The sequence below is a fragment of the Acidobacteriota bacterium genome (assembly GCA_016184105.1).
GTDB lineage: Bacteria > Acidobacteriota > Vicinamibacteria > Vicinamibacterales > 2-12-FULL-66-21 > JACPDI01.
This window is the reverse complement of the sequence record JACPDI010000032.1, coordinates 84,827-109,943: the sequence shown is the minus strand read 5'-3', so window position 1 is coordinate 109,943 and position 25,117 is coordinate 84,827. Positions and strand designations below refer to the sequence as shown.

Here is a 25,117-nt window from a genome sequence, read left to right as displayed (position 1 = left end):
AGGCGGTCGCGGCGCGCTTCGCTCGGTGAATAAGTGGGACAGTCACACTTTCCTCGGCCGCGGCGTCGGAAAGTGTGACTGTCCCCCTTTTTCCCTAGAACAGCTTCACCGTCACGATTTCTCCCGCTTCGACGATGTCGGTCTGGGCGGGGATCTCGATGTAGCCGTCCGCGTGGGCCATGCTGGTGATGTCGCCCGAGGCCTTGAACGCCGGCTGCGCCGCGCCGTCCGCGATGCGCACGGTGTAGAACTGGTGGCGGCCGGTGGTCGAGACGATCCGGCGCGCGAGCGGGAGTGAAATCGTGCGCGGGCGGTGCTCGGGAAGCCGCGCCATGCGGCGCAGAACCGGAATCAACAGCATGTACGCGTTCGAGAGGCATGAGGTGGGGTAACCCGGCATGCCGAGGAACGGCTTGCCGTCCACCCGCCCGTACAGCGTGGGCTTGCCCGGCTTGACGGCGATGCCGTGGAACACCACCTCGCCGCGATCGTGCAGCACGTCCATGATGAGATCGCGCTCGCCGACCGAGCTGCCGCCGGAGAAGACGATCAGGTCCGCCGCGAGCGCGCGGTCGATCGCCGCGTTCAGATCGCGCAGCGTGTCCGGCGCGACCGGCTGTGGCGCCGGCTCGCCGCCGTGGCGGCGCACGATCGACGACAGCGTGAAGCGGTTGATGTCGTAGATCTGTCCCGGGCCGAGCGGCGTGCCCGGCTCGGCGATTTCGTTGCCCGTGGATAACAGCGCGACGCGCGGCCGCGCGTACACCTCGACGGCGGCCATGCCGAGCGCCGCGAGTGCTCCGATCGCGCTCGGGTTGAGCGCCGCGCCCGCCTCGAGCACCACCTGGCCTTCGCGAATGTCGGCGCCGCGCCGGCCGACGTTCTGCCCGGGATACACGGGCGTGAAGATGCGGACGTGGTTCGCGTCCGCCCGCTCGGTTTCCTCCACCATGACAACGGCGGTTGCGCCTTCCGGCAGCGGCGCGCCCGTGGCGATCTCGGTGCATTCGCCCGGCACAAGCGCCCGGGACGGCACGGCCCCGGTCAGGACTTTTTCCACCGTGCGGAGCGCCTTCGGCTCGAAACGTCCCGCGCCGAACGTGTCTTCCGCGACGACCGCGTAGCCGTCCATCGCGGCGCGATCGAACGGCGGCACGGCGCTCGAGGCCACCACATCGCGCGCGAGCACGCGCCGATCCGCGTCCGCGAGCGCCACGGTTTCCACGCGGGCGATCGGCGCCGCCCCGTCGAGCATGAGCGACAGTGCCTCGTCGAGCGCGATCGTGTCGCGGATGGGGCGCATCGATCGCTGGCGGCCGCTCGTCGTCATCGGGCGATCTCCCGCAGCAGGTGGGTCATCTCGGGGAGAATCAATTTCGTCAACGCGAGCCGAACCGCATGTTCCGAGCCCGGGAGCACGAACACCAGCTTGCCGCCGGCCACACCGGCGCACGCGCGGCTCAGCATCGCGGCCGAGCCGATGTCCCGGTAGCTCAACATTCGAAACAGCTCGCCAAAACCGTCCAGCCGTTTCTGCAGCACGCCGGCCAGTGCCTCGTATGTCGTGTCGCGCGACGAGACGCCGGTCCCGCCGGTCGTCATGACGACATCGGCGTCGGCGACGGCGAGCTGGTGGCGGACGATCCGCTGCACCTCGGCGGGGTCGTCGCGGACGATGAGGCGGCCCGCCACGGCGTGGCCCGCCTCCTCGAGCAGCCGGACGATGGTGGCGCCGCTGGTGTCGGTGCGTTCGTCGCGCGTGTCGCTGACGGTGAGCACGAACACGCGCGCGTGGACGGGTCCGCCGCGCTTGTGATCTTCGACCGCCATGCGGGTGATTAAACCACAGGGGACGCAGGGGAATACACCCCAGGGGACGCAGGGGACACGGGTGTTGATGCGGCGGCCTCGTGCCGGCGACGTTCTGGGGTACGATTCCCGGATGCGCCTTCGACTTCTTACCGGGGTGATCGCCCTCGCCCTTTCCCTCGTCGTCCTGGGTGCCCAGGGCGTTCGGTCCCTGGATGAAGTCGCGCAGAAGTGGGTGCAGGCGACGTTCAAGAAGATGTCGCTGGACGAGAAGATCGGGCAGATGCTCGTGCCCTCCTTCGCCTCCACGTTCGTCTCGAGCGACAGCGAGGAGTACGACCGGCTGTCGCGGCTCGTGTCGAAGTACCGCGTCGGCGGGTTCCACGTGTTCGGCGGGTCCGAGCCGGTGCCGCCGGTGCTCCTGAACCCGGGCTACGGGTCGGTGATCCTCGGCCAGCCGCTCGAAGCGGCGTCGATGCACAACCGGCTGCAGGCGATCTCTCCCGTGCCGCTGCTCAACAGCGCGGATATCGAGACCGGCGTCGGGATGCGCATCGCCGGCGCCACCACGTTCCCGAAGGCGATGGCGTTCGGCGCAGCCGGCGACGAGAAGCTCGCGTACGAAGCGGGACGCGTGACCGGCGTCGAGGCGCGCGCGATCGGCGTGCAGGTGGGCTTCGCGCCGGTGATGGACGTGAACAACAACTCGCGAAACCCGGTGATCAACGTCCGGTCCTTTGGGGAAGATCCCGCGCGCGTCGCGGCCCTGGGGGCGGCCTTCGCCCGCGGGATGCAGGCGGCGGGCGTGATTGCCACGCTGAAGCATTTTCCCGGACACGGGGACACCGACGTGGACTCGCATCTCGGGCTTCCGGTGATCCAGAAGCCGCGCGCGCAGCTCGATCGCGTGGAGCTGCCGCCGTTCAAGGCGGGGATCGCGGCGGAGGCGGGGGCCGTGATGAGCGCGCACATCGAGGTGCCGACGCTCGACCCGGCGCCGAACACGCCGGGGACGCTGAGCCGGCCGATGGTGACCGATCTGCTGCGCAACGAGCTGGGGTTCAAGGGGCTGATCTACACCGATTCGATGGGCATGGCGGGCGTGACCAGGCTCTACGATCCCGCAGAGGCCGCGGTGCGCGCCGTCAAGGCGGGCAACGACGTCGTCCTTCACTCGCCGGATGACGAGGCCGCCTTCGAGGGGATCAAGGCGGCGGTCGAGAAGGGGGAGATTCCGATCGCGCAGATCGACGCCTCGGTGAAACGGATCCTCGAGGCGAAGGCGCGCGTGGGGCTGCACAGGACGAAGCTGGTCAACCTCGACGCGGTCGCATCGATTATCGGCGCGCGCTCGCACAAGGCGGTCGCGCGGGAGGTGAGCCAGCGCGCGATCACGCTGATCAGGGACGAGCGCAACCAGGTGCCGCTGAAGCTGCCGCGCGAGGCGGGCATTCTCTATCTGTCCGCGCTCGATTACCCGAGCGGCTGGCGGATCGCGGCGCCGAGCCGCACGTTCATTCCGGAGCTGCGCGAGCGGTATCCGAACGTGACGGCGATCGAGCTGTCGGATCTCACAACCGCGTCGGAGATGGAACTGGTGCGCGCGATGGCGCCGCGGTTCGACGCCGTCGTCGTGTCCACGTTCGTGCGCGCGGCGTCGGCCTCGGGCCGGATGGATCTGTCACCGTCGATCGTGCGGCTGCTGCAGGACCTCTCGCGGCGGACCGCGGAATCGAGGAAGCCGTTCGTGGCGGTGATGTTCGGCAACCCGTATACCGCGCTGTTCCTGAAGGATCTGCCGGCGGTGCTCCTGACGTACGACTTCTATGACGCGGCGGAGATCTCGGCCGTGCGCGCGCTGGTCGGCGAGGCGCCGATCGGGGGCAAGCTGCCGGTGGCGCTGCCGGAGATGTTTCCGGTGGGGCACGGGCTGGCGCGATAGGAGGCTTCAGGCACGAGGCGCGAGGGTTAGGGTGCCTGAGGTTTGGTATAATCGTAGTTTCGGGCAGGCGCTGCCGGCCCGAACCTTCCCCCCGCGCGCGCCCTTAGCTCAGTTGGATAGAGCGTCTGGCTACGAACCAGGAGGTCGCAAGTTCGAGTCTTGCAGGGCGCGCCAATTCAACTTGCACAGCTACAACGACTTCCGAGCATCTGTCGATTCGGCTTGCACGAGCTGATCGGCCGCGTGTGCATCTCCGTGTGCATCCTTTTCCTGCGCTTCGCGGTGAGCCTCGATCCGGCGTCCAGATCCCGCGTCGCCGAGGATCAGCCATCGATCCCGCCGCTTATCGTTCCGCACGTAATCACCGTGCATAGCCGCGAACATCTCGGCGTCGCCAACTTCCGTATTCTTGAAGGCGGTCGGATCGTCCGGTGCCGCACGCGGAGCCTCGAACCGTGGCGTCTGTTCGACAAGCGCGAGCATTTATGAATTACCGTCGAGCGATTGGCCCGGACGCCACTTGCAGGCTCCTGATGACGGCCTCCGAGGACGCGCGGGGACTGGCGGGCTTGGTGACGCAGTTTGCGGTCGTGGGCTCGAACTGTCCAAATGGTGACTTGCAGAACATGAGGGCGGTTGAGCGCGCTGCGACGATGCCCGGCAAGGCGGCTCTGCATGCGCTACCGAATACGCCAGGTGTCGAACAGCTCGCGGACGCGCTCTCGAACCTGTTTCAGATCGAACGCAGTTATGAGATGCCTGTACCGTCCGAGTCGGTTCCCGCGAACGTGATCTGGCTTCGCTTAGGGACCGGCGCAGAGTGGAACACGGAGTTGTTCGCGCGCCAAGCTAAAACGGCAAGCTGACGGACAACTGGATGCAAGTTTTGGCCTATCCTCTACTAGTCGAGTTTGCGGCTCAACCCCCATAGTGAAAGTTGGGCGAAAGCCCCACATATGGCGTCGTCTGGACGAGGCGATGCTCAATCTGGTATCTTCGCGGCAACGATGCGCAGAACTGCAAACGCCGCTCTGGATGTAGCCTGGGAAGGATCTGCCCTGCGCCTCGTCGAGCGAAGAAAGGATCTCAAATCGACATTCAGGACCGATCTAGGCGCGCTGTACGTTGGTGATTGCCTGCCCCTTCTGCGAACTCTCCCTGATAGCAGTCTCGATCTGGTGATCACGTCTCCGCCGTACGACCGGCAGCCAAAGTACGAGAACGGAGAACGATACGATCGGAACTGGTACCGAGGATTCTTCCTCGATGTGACGCATGAGATCCTGAGAACCCTGAAGCCACACGGGAGTTTCGTCCTGAACTACCGCTCGAAGCGTCACGGCGATGAGCGGGGAACCTTACAGTACGAACTGGTGTTTTGGCTTCGCGAGCAAGGTTATCTGTTCTGCGAGGATTTCGTGTGGGGAAAACCGTCGCCTCCGCCGGGCCGATTTCATCGGTTCCTGAAGGATGCGATCGAGTATTGCTTTCACTTCGCGAAAACGCCAAAGTGGCAGTTCTTCCCTGAAAATTGTCTCACGCCGGCACGATGGGACGCGAAGGATCGCGCCCGGCGCAAGCGTCTCGCGCACAATTACGTGCGCGTGAATGAACCCTCGGGACAAGGCCGAAAGCGCGTCCAAGCCGGCCCGGATATGGTTCGCCCTTCGACGCTGCTCCATCTTGAACCGGAGTTCAGCCCCAATCCGACACTCCATCCGGCGCGGTTTCCGTTGTCGATCCCGTCGTTCTTCATCCGTCTGCTCACCAAGCCGGGCCAAACGGTTCTCGATCCATTTGCCGGCACGGGAACGACGGGTGTTGCCGCCGAGAAACTAGAGCGGCGTTGGATTCTTGCCGAGATCGACGACCGATTTGCCTCCGTGGTGCCTGCTCGCATTCGAGCAGGACGTTAGCAGCCAAAGATGACGGTTGACGACGCAGTGACGGCGGCAGCAAGCGCGCCGTCGTGGGATGCCCGCGTCGCGGCGATTCGCCAAATACTGGAACAGTTCGGCGTCGCCGCGCATGTGGACGTGTACGCTGCGATCGCGAGGCGAATCTACGTTCCATCGCTCGCGCCCGATTTCGCGTACGTTCACTGGCGAGAGGAATACGAACTCGCGGGCGTGCAGGACGCTTTCGACAAGGCTCGTGCACTCACACGCGGATTCGTGGATGTTGATCGAGCAAACCTTGCCCGGGTGCTGCTACAGGAGCCGGCGACACTCCGAATCTTCCGCGTGATACTTGGCTTCACGGCCCAAGAGTTCGCCGCCGCGACGACTCAGCTCGCGGCGACTGATACTAGCGTCACGGCGGTTGCCGCTATCTCCGCGAGTCGAGTCAAGAGCATCGAAGCGGGCGGGCGGATCAACGCGAATATCGCCGACGCTTGCGCCCGCGTAATCGATCTCACAATGCGTCGTCAGTTGTTCGGCGCGTCACCCACGGAAGGCGTTCGGCTGAAACTGGACAAACCCGACACGCTCGCGGGATGGGACACCATTCGGCAGTACGCGGCGAGCGGCGTTCCGCTTCCGGTGTTTCTTCATCAACGTTTGTACGGCGGCGCGTTTCGACAGTTGCTCGACGCGACGAGCGGCAAGCGTGGTGACATTCTCGAAGATGCTGTGGCGGAACTCTTTCAACAGAACGGAGTCCCGTCCGTTCGGACCGGATCTCAGAACCAAGAGGAAATTGCGCGGCGTTTCAACATCACGGTGAGACCGGCTCCGGATTTCGTGGTGTTCGACAGGACCGACGCGCTCAAGGGCATGCTGGAATGCAAAGCCGCAAATGATGGCGGGACAGCTCGCGACAAGGCGGCGCGGTTTCGAGCCCTGCGAACCGAGGCAACCCGTCTCGGCGGCATTCCGCTATTTGCGGTCCTCGCCGGACTCGGCTGGACGCGAACGACTGACGCGCTCGGGCCGGTCATTCGAGACACAGACGGTCGCACGTTCACGATACCAACGCTGAACGAGATGCTCAGGGTTCAGCCGTTCCCGCCGCTCGTCGGCACAGCGTGACCGCGCCGTGTGCATCTCGTGTGCATCCTTTTGGGGATGAGACGGCACGAGGCGGCATGAACTCGCCGCCTCGTCCTTCAGTTGGCGTGATGTAGCGCGATCCGGCGCGACTTGCGAAAGGCTACGAACCAGGAGGTCGCAAGTTCGAGTCTTGCAGGGCGCGCCAATTCAACAGGGTCTATTCCGGTCACATGGGTGACAGTTCATTCCGGTCTCCAGCGTCAGGATAGTTGTGAGAACGTGTGGAACATTCGCCTGCCTCGCGACCTTTCGTCTGCCGCCCAGCGGACATCCGAAGAGCAGACGGCGGGTTTTGTGCCGTTCCCCGTTGGCTCCGCCTTTGCTCCTCTAGCGTGGTTTTGCTGCGGTTCTCGTCGTCCCAGTCCTCTTCTTTTCCGGGGGACAGCAGCAGTGTGCCGCTGCATCAGACGATGGAGGTCCGTATGAATCACCTTACGCCTGCGGCGATCAGGATCCTGCTCCTGGTTGCCATCCTGATCGTGGGCGCCCGGCCCGCGCTCGCCCAGGTGCAGAGCCATATCGAAGGGTCGATGGCCGTCATGTCGGAGGCGGTTGCCGGCGCCGTCATGACGCTCATCGAAACGGCGGGCTGCGACACGACAGCGAAACTGACGTACACGGGCAACTACACGCCCACCCACTCCGTCGGCCGTCTCGAAGGCACCTTTGGCGGACAGCCGGCGACGGCACAGATCGACAGCTTTTTCGACGTGTTCTTCACTCTGCGGTACACCGGAGGGTTCGGCGCGGACGGCGAGTTCTTCACAGGGGGTGGGGAGGCCGCGCTCTCCGATGGACGCGACATTCTGATCCTCACGGCGGTGGGCTCCCTGGTTCCCTGGGATGTCCACGTGATCAAGAACTACAGGCGCGTGCTGGTCACCGCCGGCTTCCAGATCCGGGACGACGGGCTCATCGTCATTACCAGACAGCGAAAGCCTATCGCCAAATACAAGGAGACCTCGGTCTTCCAGCAGTATCCGCCGTTCCGTCGATCGCTGAAGAAGACCCGGATCGCGCCGCGCCCTGGGTGCATCGCCACCTTCATAGAAACGGTTGCCGGGTCGGGTGACGCGATCACCGGGCGCGCCACGCTCAGAGTGCCGTAGCAACGCTCAAGGCCGCGCGAGCCGGGTGGCCATCACATCCCGGCTCGCGCTGGCCGCAAGCCAGACTCGCTCTTTCAAACCACGAACGACGACGCTTGCTTTTCCTCGCGGCGCGCGCAGATACTGCGCGTCTTCAGAGACCATGACAGGTCCCAAGGGTCTTCCGGAGGCGAAGCGGCCGGCCCCGGCCGCGGACACCACGACGTGCCCCCAGTGCGGAGAGAGCCGCGAGCTGGCCAAGGTGAAGGGCTGCGTGAGATGCCTTCGCTGCGGCTACAAGTTCGACTGCAACGGCTGGTAACGGCCGGTGGGGCGCGACGCTCCCGCCGGACAACGCTGCGGTCGGAGCCAGATCTGGCTGGTGGCACGAAACCGCGCCACGATGTCGCGAACGGCGGTGGCGTTCGTGGACCTGGCCGCGCGGGCGCGCGCGCGAAATCCAGCTCAGCGACGAGTCGTCGGGCCCTGTTCGGCCGGAAGGCGGAGCTGCACGAGCAATCGCTGGAATCGCGGGTGGCCGTGCAGGCGCCGGAAGCGGTCGTCGACGGCGAGCCCCTCGAGCCATTCCTCGTGGTCGGCGTACGAGTGCTCCAGCCAGGCGAGGGCGTCCTCGTCGCGATGGAGTCCGGCGCGCGCGATCGCCACGCTCCAGGCAGACGCCAGCGTCTTCCCGCGCGCGTGCCGGTCGCTGAGATCCTTGGCCGTCGCGATCGCCTCGTGCCTGCGTCCGGCCGCCGCATAGGCATACGCGAGCGTCGCCCTCACCGTCGCCATGCCGCCGTTCAGCGTCACGGCGCGCTCCAGCATCGGGATGGCCTGCTGCACGTTGCCCTGCGCGAGGTACGCGCGCCCGAGGAACTCGTACGACGCGCTGTAGTTGGGATCGAACTCGAGGACCGTGAGGCTGCGCTTGATTGCCTGGTCCACGCGATCGCAGCGCAACTCGATTCCTGAAATCACCATGTTGCCCGGCAGCGAGATCGGATCGAGCCGCTCGGCTTCGCGCGCCTGCGCGAGCGCCTCGTCGCATCGGTCGTGGTTCGCGAGAAACGATCCAAACCAGTACCGCGCGGGCGCATAGCCGGGGGCAAGCTCGATCGCCCTCCTGTAGTTGCGTTCGGCGCCCTGCCAGTCCCACGCGTAGGCGCTCAGCTTTCCAAGGGCCGCCAGCGGCTCGCCCATCTCCGGGTCGAGCTGGATCGCCTTTTCGGCGGCGATCGTGCCGCGCGCGATGAGTTCGGAGATCGGCGTGTTCGGAGGACCGAGCGTCGCGTACACGTCGGCGAGTCCCGCATAGATGAGCGGCGATGCCGAATCGTGCTCGATCGCGCGTTCGTACCACTGGATCGCGCGGCTCATGTCCTCGTGCGTGCGTTTGTTCCAGAAGAACCGCGCCCGCAGATACGCGTCCCAGGCCTCCGGATTGGCCGGGCGCCGGTTGCCGAGCCGGGCAACCTGCGAGGGCTCGAGCTTGAGATGGAGTTCCCGGACGATCGCGCGACTGAGCTCGGCCTGCAGGGCGAGCTCATCGCCCAGGTCGCGTTCGTATCTTCCGGCCCAGAGCGAGCGGCTCGTCCGGCCGTCGATCAGGCGGATATCGACGCGGACGCGCTGACCGCTGCGCTGCACGCCGCCTTCAACGAGCGCGTCCGCCTTCAGCTCGCTTGCGATCTCCGAGGCAGGCTTCGCGCTGTTCCGGTAGTGCGCCGCCGACTGCCTGGCGATCACGCGGATCGCGGACAGCGACGCGAGGTCGGTGGTCAGCGCCTCGGTCATCCCGTCCACGAAATAGTCGGAATGCCCGTCGGGCGATCGATTCTGGAGCGGAAGGACGGCGAGCGACGTGGTGCTCTCGCCACGGGAGCCGGGCCGCCACAACCCGGCGATGGCGCCCACGATCGTCGTGCCGAGCATGGCCGCGCCCAGCGTCCAGACGAACGAACTCTTCCAACGGGAACGCGCGCGCGCCGCGCCCGCGTGGCCGTCTTCGATCACCTGCGCGAATGCAGCGACCGACAGTTCCGCGTGTCCGGCCGGCTCGGCGTGGCGCGAGCGCGTGGGGCGAACCGTCTCTGCCGCGACGTTGCCGGATGTGCTGGCTGATTCCGGGAAGTCGATCGAGCCTGGCGTCGCCTCGGAGGTTCTGGCTGCCAGCCACGCCTCCAGCTCGGCGGTGTACGCGTAAACAGACCCCCGCCTCTTGTGCTGGTGTCGATGGACGGGTAGGCCCTCCTCCTCCTCCCACCGCTGAACCGTGGTTACGTGTCTGCCGAGATACCCGGCAATCGCTTTCCACGAATCCAGGCGCGCGCCCGAGAAGGAAACGCCGCTGCCCGCCGGAGACGCGGCTTCCGACATGGTGGCATGACCCCTACTGGTTCGATTCCGGCGGATTCTACGGCAAGGGGTCGGGCGAAGTAAAGAAACGCAGCATTACGCCACATTAGGCGGCGGATGCCGAATGCTGCTTGCGCACGCGACCGTTTACAACGCAGTTTTACCGCCATGTCGCGCGGTTCGCGCAAGTGGAGCCGTGTCCCGCTCAGGAGGCGTTGATGTCGATCAGCGGGCAGTACCGGTCGGTTTCCCGTGTCATAGGCGCTCTCGCTTTCATGACTGCCGCCGTCGCCGTCGCCGGCGCGCAGTCGGGCGACCGCGGTGTGGAGACCATTCGGGCCGATGCGCTCAGGGGGCACCTGTTCTTTCTTGCGGCGCCGGAGATGGGCGGGCGCGACTCGCTCAGCCTCGAAGGAAGCATCGCCGCCAACTACATCGCCGGCTTCTTCCATCGGTTCGGTCTCAAACCGATCGGGGACAACGGTACGTACTTCCAGTACTTCCCGATGTCCCAATCGCACCTGGATCGGGCGAGCACCCGGCTGCGCGCGACGGTGAACAGGTCCGGGGCGTCGACCGCTCGGGACTACGTCCTCGGTTCGGATTTCACGCTGGCGCGCCAGGGTGGCACGGAGGTGGACGTGACGGCGCCGCTCGTCTTCGCCGGCTACGGCATCGATGCGCCGGAGTACGGGTACAACGATTACGCGGGGCTCGACGTCGCGGGCAAAGTCGTTCTCGTTCTGGCGCGCGAGCCGCAGGCCGGCGATCCGCAGAGCCGCTTCAAGGGGACGTGGGACACCTACCATGCGTACCCCGCGTGGAAGCCGGAGGTCGCCCGCCGCCACGGCGCCGCAGGCGTCATCATCGTGCAAGGTCCTCCCCGGCGCCCGCAACGCGTGCCGAGCGGCCCAACCAACGGGAGGATTCGTACCGATCGCCCCAACCATTCCCTGACCAGCCCGTTCTGGGATCTGCCAGTCTTCAACATCGACGCACGGGTCGCGAACGAGCTGCTCGCGGCGTCGGGGAAAACAGTCGCCGATCTCCAGGCGGCCATCGACCGCAGCGGCAGTCCCCAATCAGCGCTCGTCCCCGGCGTCGTCGTCCAGATGCGGAGGGCCGTGAGCGAGCGACGGACCCTTCAGACCCGCAACGTGGTCGGCGTCATCGAAGGATCCGATCCGCAATTGAAAGACGAGTACGTGGTGGTCACCGGTCACTACGACCATGTCGGCCAGAAGGCGCCATTCGTCTTTCACGGCGCTGACGACAACGCGACGGCCTGCGCCGCCGTGATCGCCATTGCGGAGGCATTCAAGGCGAACCCGGCTCCGCCCAGGCGAAGCATCCTGTTCCTCGTCTTCGAGGCGGAAGAGGACTTTCTGCAGGGCGCGTTTCACTACGTGAACCATCCGATCGTGCCGCTCGATCGCACGGTGGCCGTCCTGAACATGGACATGATCGGCCGCGACGAGGAGTCGGCGACCTGGAACATCAAGGCTGCGGACAGCCGCAACTCCGTGAACCTGGCGGGCACGCTGTACAGCCCCGATCTCCGGCGTGTCATCGAACACGAGAACCAGAAGACCGCTCTGCGGCTCGACTTCAAGACCGACGGCGACGATCGGGAGGGATGGTTCTCGCGCAGCGATCATTTTCCGTTCGCCATCAAGGGTGTGCCGATGGTGCTGTTCAACACCGGCGAGCATCCCGATTACCACACGGCCAACGACACGTGGGACCGAATCAACTACCCGAAGATGGAAAAGATCGTGCGGCTGGTCTACCTGTCGGCGCGCAGCCTCGCGGACGCCGCCGGCAGGCCGCGGTTCGTGACGGACCACGCTCCCGCGGAGAAGACCTCGAGCCGGTGACGCGGACGGACGGAGGCGGAGGCGCCCGTGCGCGCCGGGAAGCGCCGGGCGCATGCGGTACGAACCGGATTCGATTAGGGAGGCTGGGCGGCAATGCAGAGAATGCTTCTGGTGTGGATAGCCATTCTGCTCTCGGCGCCATCCCTCGCGTTGGCACAGACGAGCGGCGGCAAGATACTCGGCACGGCGCAGGACTCGACTGGCGGAGTCATGCCAGGCGTCTCGATCGTCGTCCACAACATCGCCACCGGCACGAGCCGCGAGGCGGTGACGAACGAACGGGGGCAGTACGAAGTGCCCGGGTTAGCGCCCGGGCGATACCGGGTCGAGGCGGAGCTTCCCGGCTTCCGGCGGTACAGCCGGGGACCGATCACCGTTCAGGTCAACCAGGAGACGCGCGTCGATGTGGCGCTGGAGGTCGGTCAACTGAACGAGACGGTTCAGGTGACCGCCGAGGGTCTCATCGTGCAAACGACCACGGCGACCGTCGGCCGCGTGGTCGAGCAGAAACAGATCGTGGAGCTGCCGCTCAGCGGCCGCAACTTCGCGGATCTCGGGCTGCTGACGCCCGGTGTGACGACGCGCGGGCAATCCACCAGCGCTGGCTCCAGCTTCGTGGTGCACGGGCAGCGCGGCGACGCCAACAACTTTCAGCTCGATGGCGTCGCCAACGTTTCACTGGGCGGCAACACCCTGCAGGCGCGGCCGAACGTGGATGCGGTGCAGGAGTTCAAGATCCAGACGTCGAACTTCTCCGCGGAGTTCGGCCGCAACTCGGGGTCGGTCGTCACCGTCGTCACCAAATCGGGGACCAACACGTTCTCCGGCGCCGGCTGGGGCTTCCTGCGCGACGACAAGTTCCAGGCCCGGAACTTCTTCGCCACGACCGACCCTCCGCCGCTCAGCCAGCAGCAGTTTGGCGCGACGCTCGGCGGCCCGATTCTGATCCCGGGCGTGTACTCCGGACGGAACCGGTCGTTCTTCTTCGCATCGTACGAGGGCTTCCGCCTCGAGCGCGGCCTGACGCGGCAGACGACCGTGGCGACGCAGCAGGAGCGCGACGGCGACTTCAGTTTCCTGAAGCGCCAGTTGATTGATCCCGCCACGGGGCAGCCGTTCCCCGGCAACCGGATCCCGGCCAGCCGGATCAGCGCGGCGGCGCTCCGCCTGCTGACGCTGATGCCGTTGCCGAACATCGAGGGACGAGGACCCCGACAGAACAACTTCGTCGCCTCGCCGTCGCAGAACCAGGATTACGACCAGTACATGTGGCGGCTCGATCACACGTTCGACTCGAAATGGAACGTGTTCTACCGCCACTTCGTGCAGGACAACAGCGACTTCAATCCCTACCAGGGCGCCAGCCCGGCTGGCTACCTGGGATTTCCGAACACGAGCGGGGGGCGGACGCAGCACGCCACGTTGGGGGTGAACACCACCATCTCGTCCACGTTCCTCAACGAGTTCCGCGCCGGCTTCTCGAGGTCGAGGAGTGCCAACTCGAACCTGCCGTTGCTCAACCCCTTGGACTTCGGCATCAACTACGTGCGGCCGCAGGACAAGATCGGCGGACTGGGCCTGCCGGACATCACCATCACCGGCATGTCGGGCTTCGGCAACAGCATCCAGGGACCCAGCCGCAGCGTGTCGAGCGAGTATCAAATCTCGAACGTCATGTCGAAGACGCTGGGGAGCCACAACCTCAAATGGGGTGGCGAGATCCGTCGCGGCAGCGAGGATCCGGACAACGGGTTCTTCACCGTCGGGAGGTTTGTGTTCAACGGCACGTACACCGGCGACTCGTTCGCCGACTTCCTGATCGGGCGCGCCTCGGAGTTCAACTACGCCGTCGGCCGTACCCAGATGGTCATGCAGAACTGGAATTACGGCGTCTTCTTCCAGGACGACTACAAGATCACCAGCAACCTCACGTTGAACCTGGGTCTCCGGTGGGATTACTTCAGTCCCATCCGCGACAAGCTTGGACAGACGTCAACGTGGGTGATCGACCGCGAGGCCGCGTCCGGCGTGCCGCAGAGCGGCCAGGCCCATATCGTGATCGCAGGCACGGAAGGCTTGCCCGAGAAGGGGACGTACTTTCCCGACAAGAACAACGTGCAGCCGCGCCTCGGTTTCTCGTGGGACGTGTGGGGCAACGGCAAGCTGGCGGTGCGCGGCGGGGCAGGCGTATTCCACAACCAGCTCCGCAACAACCTCACGCTGCAGCAGCTGCTCTCGTACCCGTTCTACGAGCAGCCGGTCGTGCGCGACACGACCCTTGAAAACCCGATTCGTCCAGTCGTGGGACCGCCCGTGATTGGACAGCTCTACACGACGGACCCGAACATCGTGCAGCCGTACGCGGTCGTCTACAGCGTCGGATTCCAGTGGCAGTTCATCAACAGCACGATGTTCGAGATGGCGTACGTCGGCAACCGCGGATACGACCTGCTGCAGTTCCGGGAGATGAACCAGCCAATATACGTCGCCGGCCAGACGACAGCCGCGACGAAGGATCGCTTCCGTCCGTATCCCGGCTTCTCGTCCGTACTCCGGTCCACGAACTGGGGCAAGTCCGAGTACAACGGCGTCGAGACGACGCTGCAGCGTCGTTTCGCCAACGGCCTCGGCTACCAGGTGGCCTACACGCTGTCGGCGTCGAAGGACTACTCTTCGCACTTCCACTCGGGCGCGACGAGCCGCGTGTACGTCATGACGCCGCAGGACGACGGCAACATTCCCGCGGAATGGGCGCACTCCGATCACGACGCCCGCCACCGGCTCGTGATCTCGAACGTGTACGAGTTGCCGTTCGGACCGGGAAGACGCTGGCTCTCGAAAGGTGCCCTGGGGAACATCCTGGGCAACTGGACGCTGGCCAGCATCTGGACCTGGCAGAGCGGCTTCCCCTACAACGTCTATGACGGGAGCGATCGCTGTCTGACGGCCGGCAACTACACGCCCACGTGCCGCCCGAATCTTGTCGGCGATCCGATCCTGTCGAGCGACGGGCGGTCGGCGGCCCGGTGGTTCAACACCTCGGCGTTCGAGCGCACGGCCTTGGGCCAGTTCGGCAGTGCGCCGCGAAACTCGATCCGGGGCCCAGGCCTGGTCAACACCGACCTGTCGATCATCAAGCGGCTGCGGCTCGACGGCGCGCGGCAGGGTCTGAACGTCGAGTTCCGCGCCGAGGCGTTCAACCTGTTCAATCGCGTCAACCTGGGCGCGCCCGTCAACGACATGTCATCGAGCGCGTTCGGCCGCATCGGGAGCACGGCGACGCCGGCTCGCGAGTTCCAGTTCGGTGTGAAGATCAACTTCTGAGACAACAGTGAACGTCGGCCCGCGAGCGGAGCCGACGTTCCCTGCCGTGGCCGGGCGCCGTGAGCCGGCCGGGCGTTCCTCCTCCAGCCCGGCGGGATGCGGCGTCCGGCCTTTCGCTGCCATCCAGACTACGCTGTCGACAGGCAGCACGGCGCGGGATGTCGTAACGCTGCTTTCTCGAGGACCTCATGATGCTGGCGCGTACATCGTTCGAGACCCTTGTGTTGTTACTCTCGGCCGCCATGGGTTCGCCGGCGGCAACCCGGCCCCCGGCCCCGGAAGACCTGCTCGCAGTCACCGAGCCGAGTGACATCAGCTCCTCCCCCGACGGCGGCTCGGTCGCTTTCGTTGCGACGCAGGCCGACCTCGCAGCCAACCGGCATACCGTGCGTTTGATCGTGATGCCAAGTGCGGGCGGGGCGTCGAGGCAGCTGGCAGAAGGCCTGGGCGGCATCGGCAGCCTGCGCTGGTCGCCCGACGGATCTCGCCTGGCGTTTTTCGCCTCGCAAGGCGGAAGGTCTGCCGTCTGGGTGCTCGACGCCCGCTCCGGCGCGCTCACGCGGATCTGCGACTACGATCGCGGCAACAGTTTTCTCTCGAAAGCCGGCAACCCGCTGGCCTGGGCGCCGGACGGGAGCCAACTCGCGTTCGCCGGAACCACCGAACCGCCTCCGGCGGAAGCGGATCCGCTCGTGATCACCCGCATCCAGTACAAGACCCGAACCGCCTTGTCCGACAACCGCCGCTCCCACATCCACGTGGTGCCCTCGACGGGCGGCACGCCGCGTGCCGTGACCACCGGCAGCTTCGACGAGCACTCGATCGACTGGGGCGGAGACGGCTCGGAAATCATCTTCCTCTCGAATCGCGAGCCGGACGCCGACGCGAACTACAACTACGACCTGTTCGCCGTGAACGTTCGGTCCGGCGCCGTCCGGCAGGTGACCAGTACACCGGGCGTCGAGATGGACCCCAGCCTCTCACCGGACGGGCGATGGATCGCGTACATCGCCACGACCCGCGCGGTCACGACGATCGACAGCGTCGCCGAAGACGCGCACGTGTGGGTGATTCCCACGGCCGGTGGTCCCGCGCGGGAGCTGAACCACGCCCTCGACCGGCGGAGCGCGTCACCGCGGTGGACGCGAGACGGCCTGTCCGTGCTCTACACCGCGATGGATCATGGCAAGACGTCGCTGTACTCCGTGCCGCGCGGCGGCGGCCGGTCGGTGCCGCTCGTGGACGAACGCGCGCAGATCGGATCCTTCTCGGTCGCCCGTGGCGACGGCGCCGTCGCGCTCAGCCTCAGCTCGCCGACGAAGCCTCCCGAGATCTACCGCATGGCCGCGAGCGGGGGGGCGCTCCAGCCTCTGACGACGTTGAACCACGCGCTGGCGAGCGGGTGGAACCTGGTCGAGCCACGCGCCGTTCGGTTCACGAGCTTCGACCGGACGGAGATCGAGGGTTGGCTCTACCCGGCTGCCGCGGGCAGCGGCAAGGCGCCGATGCTGCTCTCGATCCACGGCGGGCCGCACGGCATGTACGGCTACGCCTTCAACCCGGCATTCCAGGTCCACTCGGCCCGCGGATACGCGACGCTCGCGCTCAACCCGCGCGGCAGCTCCGGCTACGGGCAGGCGTTCGCGGATGGCTGCGTGGGCAACTGGGGAGGCGGCGACTACAAGGACCTGATGGCGGGCGTCGACCACGTCCTCCGCGCGTACCCCGAGATCGATGGAGACCGGCTGGGCGTTGTCGGGAGCAGCTACGGCGGGTTCATGACGAACTGGGTGATCACACAGACGCCGCGGTTCAAAGCGGCCGTTTCCGGCGCCAGCCTCTCCAACCTGATCAGCTTCTACGCGACGTCTCTCTACCAGGACCTGGTGCACGTCGAGTTCGGCGGCGAGCCCTGGAAAGGCGACAACTTCGCGCTCTTGTGGAAGTGGTCGCCGCTGCGTTACGTCGAGCAGGTCGTGACGCCGACCATGTTCGTGCACGGCGAGCTGGACAACGACGTGCACATCACGCAGGCAGAAGAGATGTATACGGCCCTGCGGCGCCGCGGCGTCGAGGCGGCGCTGGTGCGGTACGCCCGCGAGGGCCACGGGTTCCGTGAGCCCAAACACCAGGTCGATCGACTGGCGCGCACGCTTGCATGGTTCGACCGTTACCTCGCTCCCGCCAAAGCCCGGCCCACCGCTCGGCGGTAATCGAACGGGAGTACATGCCGATGATGTCGATGTTGAAGCGCAGCGTGCTGCCGGTGTTGTTTGCGACGCTCGTGATTGCGGCGGCTGCCGCGCAGGACGCCGGCCCGGTCGTCGAGACGTCGCAGCGGATTATCGCGAACATCGCCGAGCGGTCCGAGGTGATGACGAATCTCGAGTACCTGACCGACCTCATCGGCCCGCGGGTGACCGGCTCGCCGCGGCTCGAAAAGGCGAACGAGTGGACCGCCCAGCGGTTCCGTGACTATGGCCTCGAGAACGTGCGCCTCGAGCCGTGGCCGTTCGGGCGCCGCTGGACGCGCGGGTCGGCCTGGGCGCGGATCGTTGAGCCCAGCGACGGCCTGCCCCTCATCGTCCACTCCGCCGGTTTCGCACCGGGCACAAACGGCACCGTCCGCGGCGAGGTGAAGTACGTCCCCGCCGACACGATGGCGGAGCTGGGCAAGCACACGGGCACGCTGAAGGGGGCAATCCTCCTGCTCGGCGAGCCGGCCGACGTCGGCAGGCCGCCGTCCTGGGACCCGTATTCATGGGAGCGCCGCGTCAAGGAACTCCAGGAGCAGCGGCAGCGGGAAAAGGAGAACCCGGACTTCAATCGCAGGCGGAACGAGTTCTTCCTCCGCGAGGGGGTCGGCGCGATCATCCGGGACTCGGACAAGGACTGGGGTCTGCTCAACATGGGCGGCATCGGCGGGCAGGATCCCGCGGCGCCCGTGCTGCCGACGCTCTACACGACGCATGAAAACTACCTCCTGCTCTGGCGCCTCATCAAACGCGGCCGGACTGTGGTCGAGCTGGGCGTGGAGAACACCTTCAGCACCCAACCGGTCGACGCGTACAACGTCGTGGCCGAGCTGCGCGTGACGGAGAAGCCTGACGAGATCGTCCTGATTGGCGGTCACCTCGACTCCTGGGATCTCGGCACGGGCGCCACCGACAACGGCGTGAACTGCATGATCGTGCTCGAGGCCGCCAGGGCCTTGAAGGCGGTCGGGGCGCGGCCGGCGCGGACGATCCGGTTTGCGCTCTTCAACGGCGAGGAGCAGGGGTTGCTCGGCGCCAAGGCGTATGTGACGGCGCACAAGGAGCAACTGACTCGTCATTCCGCCGTGTTGATCATGGACATCGGGCAGGGGCCGGCCGTCGGCATCTCCCTTCACGGCCGCGATCGCCTTCGGCCCGCGATGGCGGCGGCGCTCGCGCCGCTCAATGACCTCGGCGTTCGGGGCGTCACGCTCAACTACCAGGGCGGGACCGACCACCTGCCGTTTCTCGACGAGGGCGTACCGGCATTCGCCTTCCACCAGGACATCTCCGAGTACGTCAAGTCACACCACAGCGAGTCGGACACGTTCGACAAGGTCCATCCGGACGTCGTCAAGAAGAATGCGGCCGCGATGGCCGTGACGGCCTACAACATCGCGATGATGCCGTCGCTCTTCCCGAGGCAGTTGCTGCCGGCTCCGCCCACGCCGTGACGCACGCCGGACCGATGGAATATCACATGGCACACCGAATCCTGTCTCTCACACTCGTTCTCGCCGCGACGGCCGGGCCGGCCGTCGCGCAGGAGTCTCCGTTCCTCCCGGCCCGCACGCATCGCGCGCTCGTCAACGAACTTTCGGGCGACATCGCCTACGAGCACATCCGCTGGTTCACGCACCACCACCGCCCGATGGGCGGCGGTGCAGGATTCGAGGCGGTGGCGCGCTACGTCGAGCAGAAAGCGCGGGAGTACGGCCTCGAGGACGTGCGGTACATCAAGCTTGCCGGCGACAGCCCGAGCTGGACGCCGAAGCTGGGCGAGTTGTGGCTGATCGAGCCCGAAGAGCGGCGGCTGGCGTTCAGCCCGGAGGTCGCCGTGTCGCTCGCCGACTACAGCCGCAACACGAACATCGCCTCGGCGGATCTCGTGGATGTTGGCGAGGGCACAACGCAGGCCGACTACGACAACACGGATATCGCGGGGAAGGTCGTGCTCGCGAGCGGTCCGCTGGCCGTCGTGATGAACGAGGCCGTCTGGAAGCGGGGCGCCCTGGGAATCGTGGCCTTCACCACATCACGCGTTCCCAGCTATCCGGACCAGCTCCCCTGGATGCGGATTCCCGTCGAGAGCGAGGACAAGACGAAGCAGGGCACCTTCGCCTTCGTGCTCTCCTACCGCGAAGGGATGCGGCTGCGGCAGGCGCTGGCCGGCGCGGGCGGCCGCCCGTTCAAAGTCCGCGCGAAGGTGGACTCCGAGTTCCACGAGCCTTCGACGCAGGCCATTGTCGAGGCCGTCATCCGCGGTACGGAAATCCACGATCAGGACATCGTGCTGACCGGGCACCTGCAGGAAGAACGCTTTTCCGCCAATGACGACGCGAGCGGCTGCGCGAACGTGCTGGAGATCGCGCGCGCGCTCAAGAAGATGATTGACGAAGGGCGCCTGCCGAGGCCGCGCCGCGACATCCGCTTCTGGTGGGTCGACGAAATCAGCGCAGAGGAGCAGTACTTCGCCGATCATCCTGACGAGCGCCGGCGGTTCCTCGCCAACATCAACCAGGACATGGTCGGGGCGAAACAATCCGCCGGGAGCCGAATCCAGTTCATCACGCGGCCCCCATTCTCGCGGGCGAGCTTCCTGGGTGACGTGATCGAGTCGGTTGTCGAAGCGATCGTCCACGGCAACACGTCGTACCTCGCGGCCGGACAGGCCCGCCAGATGCACCGCGGCGTCGCGCAGCCCTCGTCGACGAGCGGCGAGGACCTCCCGTTCAGCGAGCCGATCCTCTCACGCCTGGGCACGCGCGAACGCTACGACGCACGCGTCATTCCCTTTCACAACAGCACGGACCACCAGGTGTTCAACATGGGCGTGATCGGGATCCCGGCCGTGACGTTCACCAACTGGCCCGACGAGTACATCCACTCCACCGACGACGACCTCTGGCAGATCGATCCGACGCAGTTGAAACGCAACGCGGTCAGCGTGGCCGCATCGGCGCTCTATCTGGCGAATGCCGGCGACGCCCACGTTCCGGCGCTGGCAACCGAGATCTACGGACGCGGGCTGGCGCGGATGAGCCGCGACGCCACGACCGCCATGCAGATGCTCCAGGCCGTGCCCCCGGCCGATCGCGCCGCCGTGTACCCGCGCGCCGCAAATCTGGTGCGCCAGGCGTCGCATCGTGAGAAGACGGCCCTGGAGTCGGTGCGTGTGTTCGCCACCAGGGGGTCCGACGCCGAGCGGGTACTGACTGATCTCTCCACCCAGCTGCCTGCCGACACGGCGGCCGTGGCCAGGCTCGCCGGCTACTACGCGACGCTGACCGGCCAGACCCCGCCGCGGGCCGCGCTCACGGCGCGCGAGCGGGAGCTGGCGGGCAGGATTCCGGAGACCGTCGAATCCGTGCAGGCATTCATGTCGGGACGCAGCAGGCTCGAAAGACCGGCAAACCTGCATCCGCTCATGGCCTACGAAGTGCTCAACTTCGTCGGCGGCGGCCGCAGCTATCTCGACATCTTTCACGCAGTGGCGGCGCAGGCGGATGCGGCGGGCGCCTGGTACTACGGCGTCGTGTCGCTCGACGAGGTGGCGGCCTATCTTGACTCGGCGGAGAAAGCGGGCATCATCGCAGTTAAGACCAGGCGCGCCCCGTCTCAAGAGGAGGACTAGATGCGCAGAACGACTCGACTCCATCGCAGGCGACTGTTGGCGCCCGCCCCGGCCGGTTTGTTCGTGGCAGCCTTGTGCACCGTCGCCCTACCCGCCGGCGTGCTGGCGCAGGCGCAGGACGCCACGGTGCGGCTGCTGGCCGAGCTGACCAACGCCCATGGCATCGCCGGTTTCGAGGGCCCCGTGCGCAATATCCTCCGCCGGGAGTGGCAGGGCCTGCTCTCCGACCTGCGCACCGACGGTCTCGGCAACCTGCTCGGCGCGCTGCGCGGCCAGGCGGACGCGCCACGCGTGCTGCTCATGGCGCACATGGACGAAGTCGGATTCCTGGTGCGCCACATCGACGACAACGGCTTCATCTACTTTCATCCGGTCGGCGGCTACTTCGATCAGAGCGTGCTCACGCAGAGGATGTCGATCCTGACGCCCCGGGGCATCGTCGTCGGGTATACCGGGATGAAGTCGGGACATATCCTGCGGCCGGCCGAGCGCACCCACCTGGTGCCGCTCGAGGACATGTTCATCGACATCGGCGCGCGGAGCCGGCAGGAAGCGATGGAGAAGTTCGGCGTGCGGCCGGGGCTGCCCATCGCCTACCACACCGAGTTCCAGGCGCTGAGCGGGACCGGCCGGTACCTGGCCAAGGCCTGGGACGACCGCGTGGGGCTGGCGGTCATCACCGAGGCGCTCAAGCAGCTCAAGGCGACATCGCACCCCAACACCGTGCAGGTTGCCGCGACGGTGCAGGAGGAGATCGGACTGCGCGGCGCGTCTGTGGTGTACGCCAGCACGAAACCGGACATCGTGATCAACCTGGAGATCGGTATCGCCGCCGATTTCCCGCTGCTCACCTCGCCCAGGCTGTCGCAGGAGGCGCTGGGCAAGGGGCCGTCGGTGTTTGTATTCGACAACAGCATGATCCCGAACAACAACTTCGTCGAGTGGATCATCAGGGTCGCCCGGGAAGGCCAGATCCCGCTGCAGTTCGAATCCGTGAGCGGGTACGGCGAGGACGGCGCGATGCTTCAGAAGTCGGACACGGGCGTCCCCGCGATCAACATCGGCGTGCCGACCCGGTACGGGCACAGCCAGTCCGGCGTGATCGACCGCGCGGACTTTGACAACACCGTGAAGCTGATCGTGCAGATGGTGCGGCGGTTGTCGGCGGCCGAGGTGAAGGCCATCCGCGAGTTCGACGCCCAGGATCGCGGCCCGATCTCGTCGCGGGGGAACGAGTGCGCGGCGCCGTGCGCCGGGGTGTCGCGATGACGTCCGGGGGCGGGCTGCCGCGCGCGATCGGCCTTTCGACCGTTCTTGCCGTTGCCTTCGGCGTGGCGCAACCCGCGCCACTCGCGCAGTGGAGCAACCGTTACCCGAAGGTCGCCGGCTACAGCCATCACGTGTATCTCGAGGGGTACGAGATGCCGGCGCTCGGCGCCGGCCCGACCGATCCGGCCGCGTCGCCCGACGGGAAATGGCTCGCGTTCTCTGCACGCGGGTGGTTATGGCTTCTCGACCCGCAGACCGGGGAAGCGCGGCGCATCACACGAGGCGCCGGCATGGACTCGCGTCCCGCCTGGTCGCCTGACGGCCAGAAGATCGCGTTCGTGCGCGACACCGGCAAGGACACGAGCCTGGTCCAGATCGAGGTCGCGGGCGGGTCTGAGAAGGTTCTTGTCGATACACCCGCGATCGATCTCGATCCGGCCTATTCGAGCGACGGCCGCTCGCTGTTCTACTCGTCGGGTGAAGCCGGCGATCTTGACCTGTGGCGCATCGACCTCGCGACGGGCGCCAGGACGCGTCTCACCGAGGACGAGGGGCTCGAGCTGCGGCCGCTGCCGCTGCCGGGCGACAGCCAGGTGATCTACGTGGGCAAGGGCCAGGGGTCCGACCGGCTGGCGGTGTTGAGCCTTCCCGACAAACAGCGGCGCGTGCTGGCCGAGTACCCGATTGCCTCGCAGATGCGTCCCGCACTCCATCCGGACGGGAAGACGATTGCCGCCGGCTTTCCCAATCCGGACGCGTGGGACCTGTGGCTCGTGGACGTCGCCGGAGGACCGCCGATCCGGATCGCGCGCGGGGGCAAGCCGGTCATGCCGGCATTCAGCGCGGACGGCGAATCCGTGTTCTTCGTCGAGGCCGACGCGGAGCGCCAGTTCCGCCTGCGTCGCGTGGGTCGCGGCGGTGGCGAGGTGCTGGAGGTGCCGGTACGCGCCTGGGATTGGGGCGAGCCGACGTCGCGAGTCCAGGTCAGAACGCGCCGCGAGGGGAGCGCCGCGCCGCTGCCGGCGCGCGTGCACGTCGCCGATCGCGACGGGCACCCGGCAGTGCCGTCTTCGGGCCAGGTCTGGTTCGACGGGCAGAATGGGCTCGTTTACTTCTACTCGCCAGGCGTGGTCACCATCGAAGTGCCTGCCGGCGCCGTGCGCGTGACCGCCGCCGCGGGGTTCGGAGCGGCGGCCGTTTCGGCGACGGCCAACGCCAGGACGGCGGAAACGACGACCGCCGATCTTCAGTTCTCGCCGATCTGGAACACGCGGGCCGACGGCTGGTACTCGGGAGATCACCACTTCCACATGAACTACGGCGGCGTGTATACGCTTCGACCCGAGCATCTCGTCCCGATGATGCAGGGCGAGGACCTGGATGTGGGCACTCCACTGATGGCCAATCTCCACACGCGCGTGAACGATCTCGAGTGGTTCGACTGGCGACGCCTCTCGTCCGGTCCGCCGCTCATCGCGTTCGGCCAGGAGGTCCGGCCCCACTTCTTCGGGCACATGGGACTCATCGGCGTCTCGTCGCCGCACTGGCCGTGGTACTGGGGGCCTGGGTACCCCGCGTACGGACTGGACGACCGGCCGAATGCTGTCGCGCTCGCGCACGCGAGGCGCCAGGGCGGCGTGAACGCATACGTCCACCCGGTGATGCGGGCTGGTCCCTTCCCCGGCGGCAACGAGCCGCCGAACGGCCTGCCGCTGGGGCTCGTACCCGACGCCGTGCTCGGGGACCTCGACACGATCGAGGTGGCGTGCCTGTGGAGCGACGAACTGGGAACCAGCGACGCGTGGTACCGACTGCTCAACGTCGGAGCCGTCGTTGCGCCATCGGCCGGCACCGACGTCATGAACGACTTCTACAGAACGATGGCGGTCGGGACCGCGCGCGTGTACGTGAAACCCGAAGGCCCGCTGACGCTGAACAGCTACCTGAACGCTCTGCGCGCGGGCCGCAGCTTCGTCACGACGGGCCCGCTGCTGCAATTCGCCGCGGGCAGCGCCGGTCCGGGTGATGCGATCGAGGCCAGGCCGGGTGCCGACGTGCCGTGGGAGCTGACGGTCGCGTCGCCAACGGCGCTCGAGACCGTCGAGGTCCTCGTCAACGGCACGGTCGCGTGGAGCGATCGAGGGCTGGACGCGCCAGGCAAGCGCACGTGGACAGGGCGGATCAAGGCTCCGGCCGGCGGATGGATTGCGGCACGCGTTCGCGGCGGCGCGGCGCGGTGGCCCGTCATGGACAGCTACCCGTTCGCCCACACGGCACCCGTCTGGTTCGGGCGGGTCGGCAGTACGGACCGCGAGTCCGCCCAGCGCGCCGCAACGGAACTGCTGCGGTGGATGGATGTGGCGGACAAGCGCCTCGCGGAGCGGTACGACGGTGCCGCAATCCCGAAACTGAAAGCACGGTTTGCGCAAGCCCGCCGCCGCCTCGAAGCGATTGCCGGCGGGGGCACGGCCAAGCCGACCCCCTGAGTCCGTCCGAAAGGGAGTATCG

The 25,117-nt window shown here is 66.7% G+C and carries 16 protein-coding genes and 1 tRNA gene; 14 read left to right on the top strand and 3 right to left on the bottom strand.

Annotated elements, in window-relative coordinates; all coding sequences use genetic code 11:
* Window positions 1-94: 94 nt before the first annotated feature.
* Entirely contained in the window at window positions 95-1,303 is a 1,209-nt protein-coding gene (locus tag HYU53_12500) for a molybdenum cofactor biosynthesis protein (protein ID MBI2222012.1), read from the bottom strand.
* Between the two features lie 23 nt (window positions 1,304-1,326).
* Window positions 1,327-1,830, bottom strand: a complete 504-nt coding sequence (locus tag HYU53_12495) for a MogA/MoaB family molybdenum cofactor biosynthesis protein (GenBank protein ID MBI2222011.1) — start codon at window positions 1,828-1,830, stop codon at window positions 1,327-1,329.
* Window positions 1,831-1,942: 112 nt separating this feature from the next.
* Between HYU53_12495 and HYU53_12490 the strand changes: the two genes are divergently transcribed.
* From HYU53_12490 to HYU53_12460, 7 genes are all read left to right on the top strand, one after another.
* Window positions 1,943-3,751, top strand: a complete 1,809-nt coding sequence (locus HYU53_12490) for a hypothetical protein (GenBank protein ID MBI2222010.1) — start codon at window positions 1,943-1,945, stop codon at window positions 3,749-3,751.
* A gap of 97 nt (window positions 3,752-3,848) precedes the next feature.
* Window positions 3,849-3,925: transfer RNA gene (locus HYU53_12485), tRNA-Arg, on the top strand.
* A gap of 48 nt (window positions 3,926-3,973) precedes the next feature.
* The gene (locus HYU53_12480; GenBank protein MBI2222009.1) at window positions 3,974-4,240 is read left to right on the top strand and encodes a hypothetical protein; all 267 of its coding nucleotides are present in this window, start codon (window positions 3,974-3,976) and stop codon (window positions 4,238-4,240) included.
* Window positions 4,241-4,284: 44 nt separating this feature from the next.
* Complete coding sequence (locus HYU53_12475) at window positions 4,285-4,617, top strand: hypothetical protein (protein ID MBI2222008.1); 333 nt, start codon at window positions 4,285-4,287, stop codon at window positions 4,615-4,617.
* A 141-nt stretch (window positions 4,618-4,758) separates the two neighbouring features.
* Entirely contained in the window at window positions 4,759-5,667 is a 909-nt protein-coding gene (locus HYU53_12470) for a site-specific DNA-methyltransferase (GenBank protein MBI2222007.1), read from the top strand.
* Window positions 5,668-5,676: 9 nt separating this feature from the next.
* Window positions 5,677-6,783: a hypothetical protein gene (locus tag HYU53_12465; protein ID MBI2222006.1), complete on the top strand. Its 1,107-nt coding sequence runs from the start codon at window positions 5,677-5,679 to the stop codon at window positions 6,781-6,783.
* A gap of 443 nt (window positions 6,784-7,226) precedes the next feature.
* The gene (locus tag HYU53_12460) at window positions 7,227-7,913 is read left to right on the top strand and encodes a hypothetical protein (protein MBI2222005.1); all 687 of its coding nucleotides are present in this window, start codon (window positions 7,227-7,229) and stop codon (window positions 7,911-7,913) included.
* Window positions 7,914-8,357: 444 nt separating this feature from the next.
* Here the strand turns inward: HYU53_12460 and HYU53_12455 are convergent, their stop codons facing one another.
* Window positions 8,358-10,271, bottom strand: a complete 1,914-nt coding sequence (locus HYU53_12455; GenBank protein ID MBI2222004.1) for a tetratricopeptide repeat protein — start codon at window positions 10,269-10,271, stop codon at window positions 8,358-8,360.
* Window positions 10,272-10,525: 254 nt separating this feature from the next.
* Between HYU53_12455 and HYU53_12450 the strand changes: the two genes are divergently transcribed.
* The 7 genes from HYU53_12450 to HYU53_12420 all read left to right on the top strand — a co-directional run bounded on the left by HYU53_12450 (window position 10,526) and on the right by HYU53_12420 (window position 25,095).
* A complete protein-coding gene (locus HYU53_12450) occupies window positions 10,526-12,127 on the top strand; it encodes a M28 family peptidase (GenBank protein MBI2222003.1) in 1,602 nt (533 codons plus the stop codon).
* A gap of 111 nt (window positions 12,128-12,238) precedes the next feature.
* Entirely contained in the window at window positions 12,239-15,451 is a 3,213-nt protein-coding gene (locus tag HYU53_12445; protein MBI2222002.1) for a TonB-dependent receptor, read from the top strand.
* 188 nt (window positions 15,452-15,639) lie between these two features.
* Window positions 15,640-17,664, top strand: a complete 2,025-nt coding sequence (locus HYU53_12440; protein MBI2222001.1) for a S9 family peptidase — start codon at window positions 15,640-15,642, stop codon at window positions 17,662-17,664.
* 29 nt (window positions 17,665-17,693) lie between these two features.
* Complete coding sequence (locus HYU53_12435; GenBank protein ID MBI2222000.1) at window positions 17,694-19,160, top strand: M20/M25/M40 family metallo-hydrolase; 1,467 nt, start codon at window positions 17,694-17,696, stop codon at window positions 19,158-19,160.
* 26 nt (window positions 19,161-19,186) lie between these two features.
* Entirely contained in the window at window positions 19,187-21,340 is a 2,154-nt protein-coding gene (locus HYU53_12430) for a M28 family peptidase (GenBank protein MBI2221999.1), read from the top strand.
* A gap of 63 nt (window positions 21,341-21,403) precedes the next feature.
* On the top strand, window positions 21,404-22,609 hold the full coding sequence (locus HYU53_12425; protein ID MBI2221998.1) for a M42 family metallopeptidase: 1,206 nt from the start codon (window positions 21,404-21,406) through the stop codon (window positions 22,607-22,609).
* A complete protein-coding gene (locus HYU53_12420; GenBank protein ID MBI2221997.1) occupies window positions 22,606-25,095 on the top strand; it encodes a CehA/McbA family metallohydrolase in 2,490 nt (829 codons plus the stop codon). The genes HYU53_12425 and HYU53_12420 overlap by 4 nt, the downstream gene beginning before the upstream one ends.
* The last annotated feature ends 22 nt before the right edge of the window (window positions 25,096-25,117 follow it).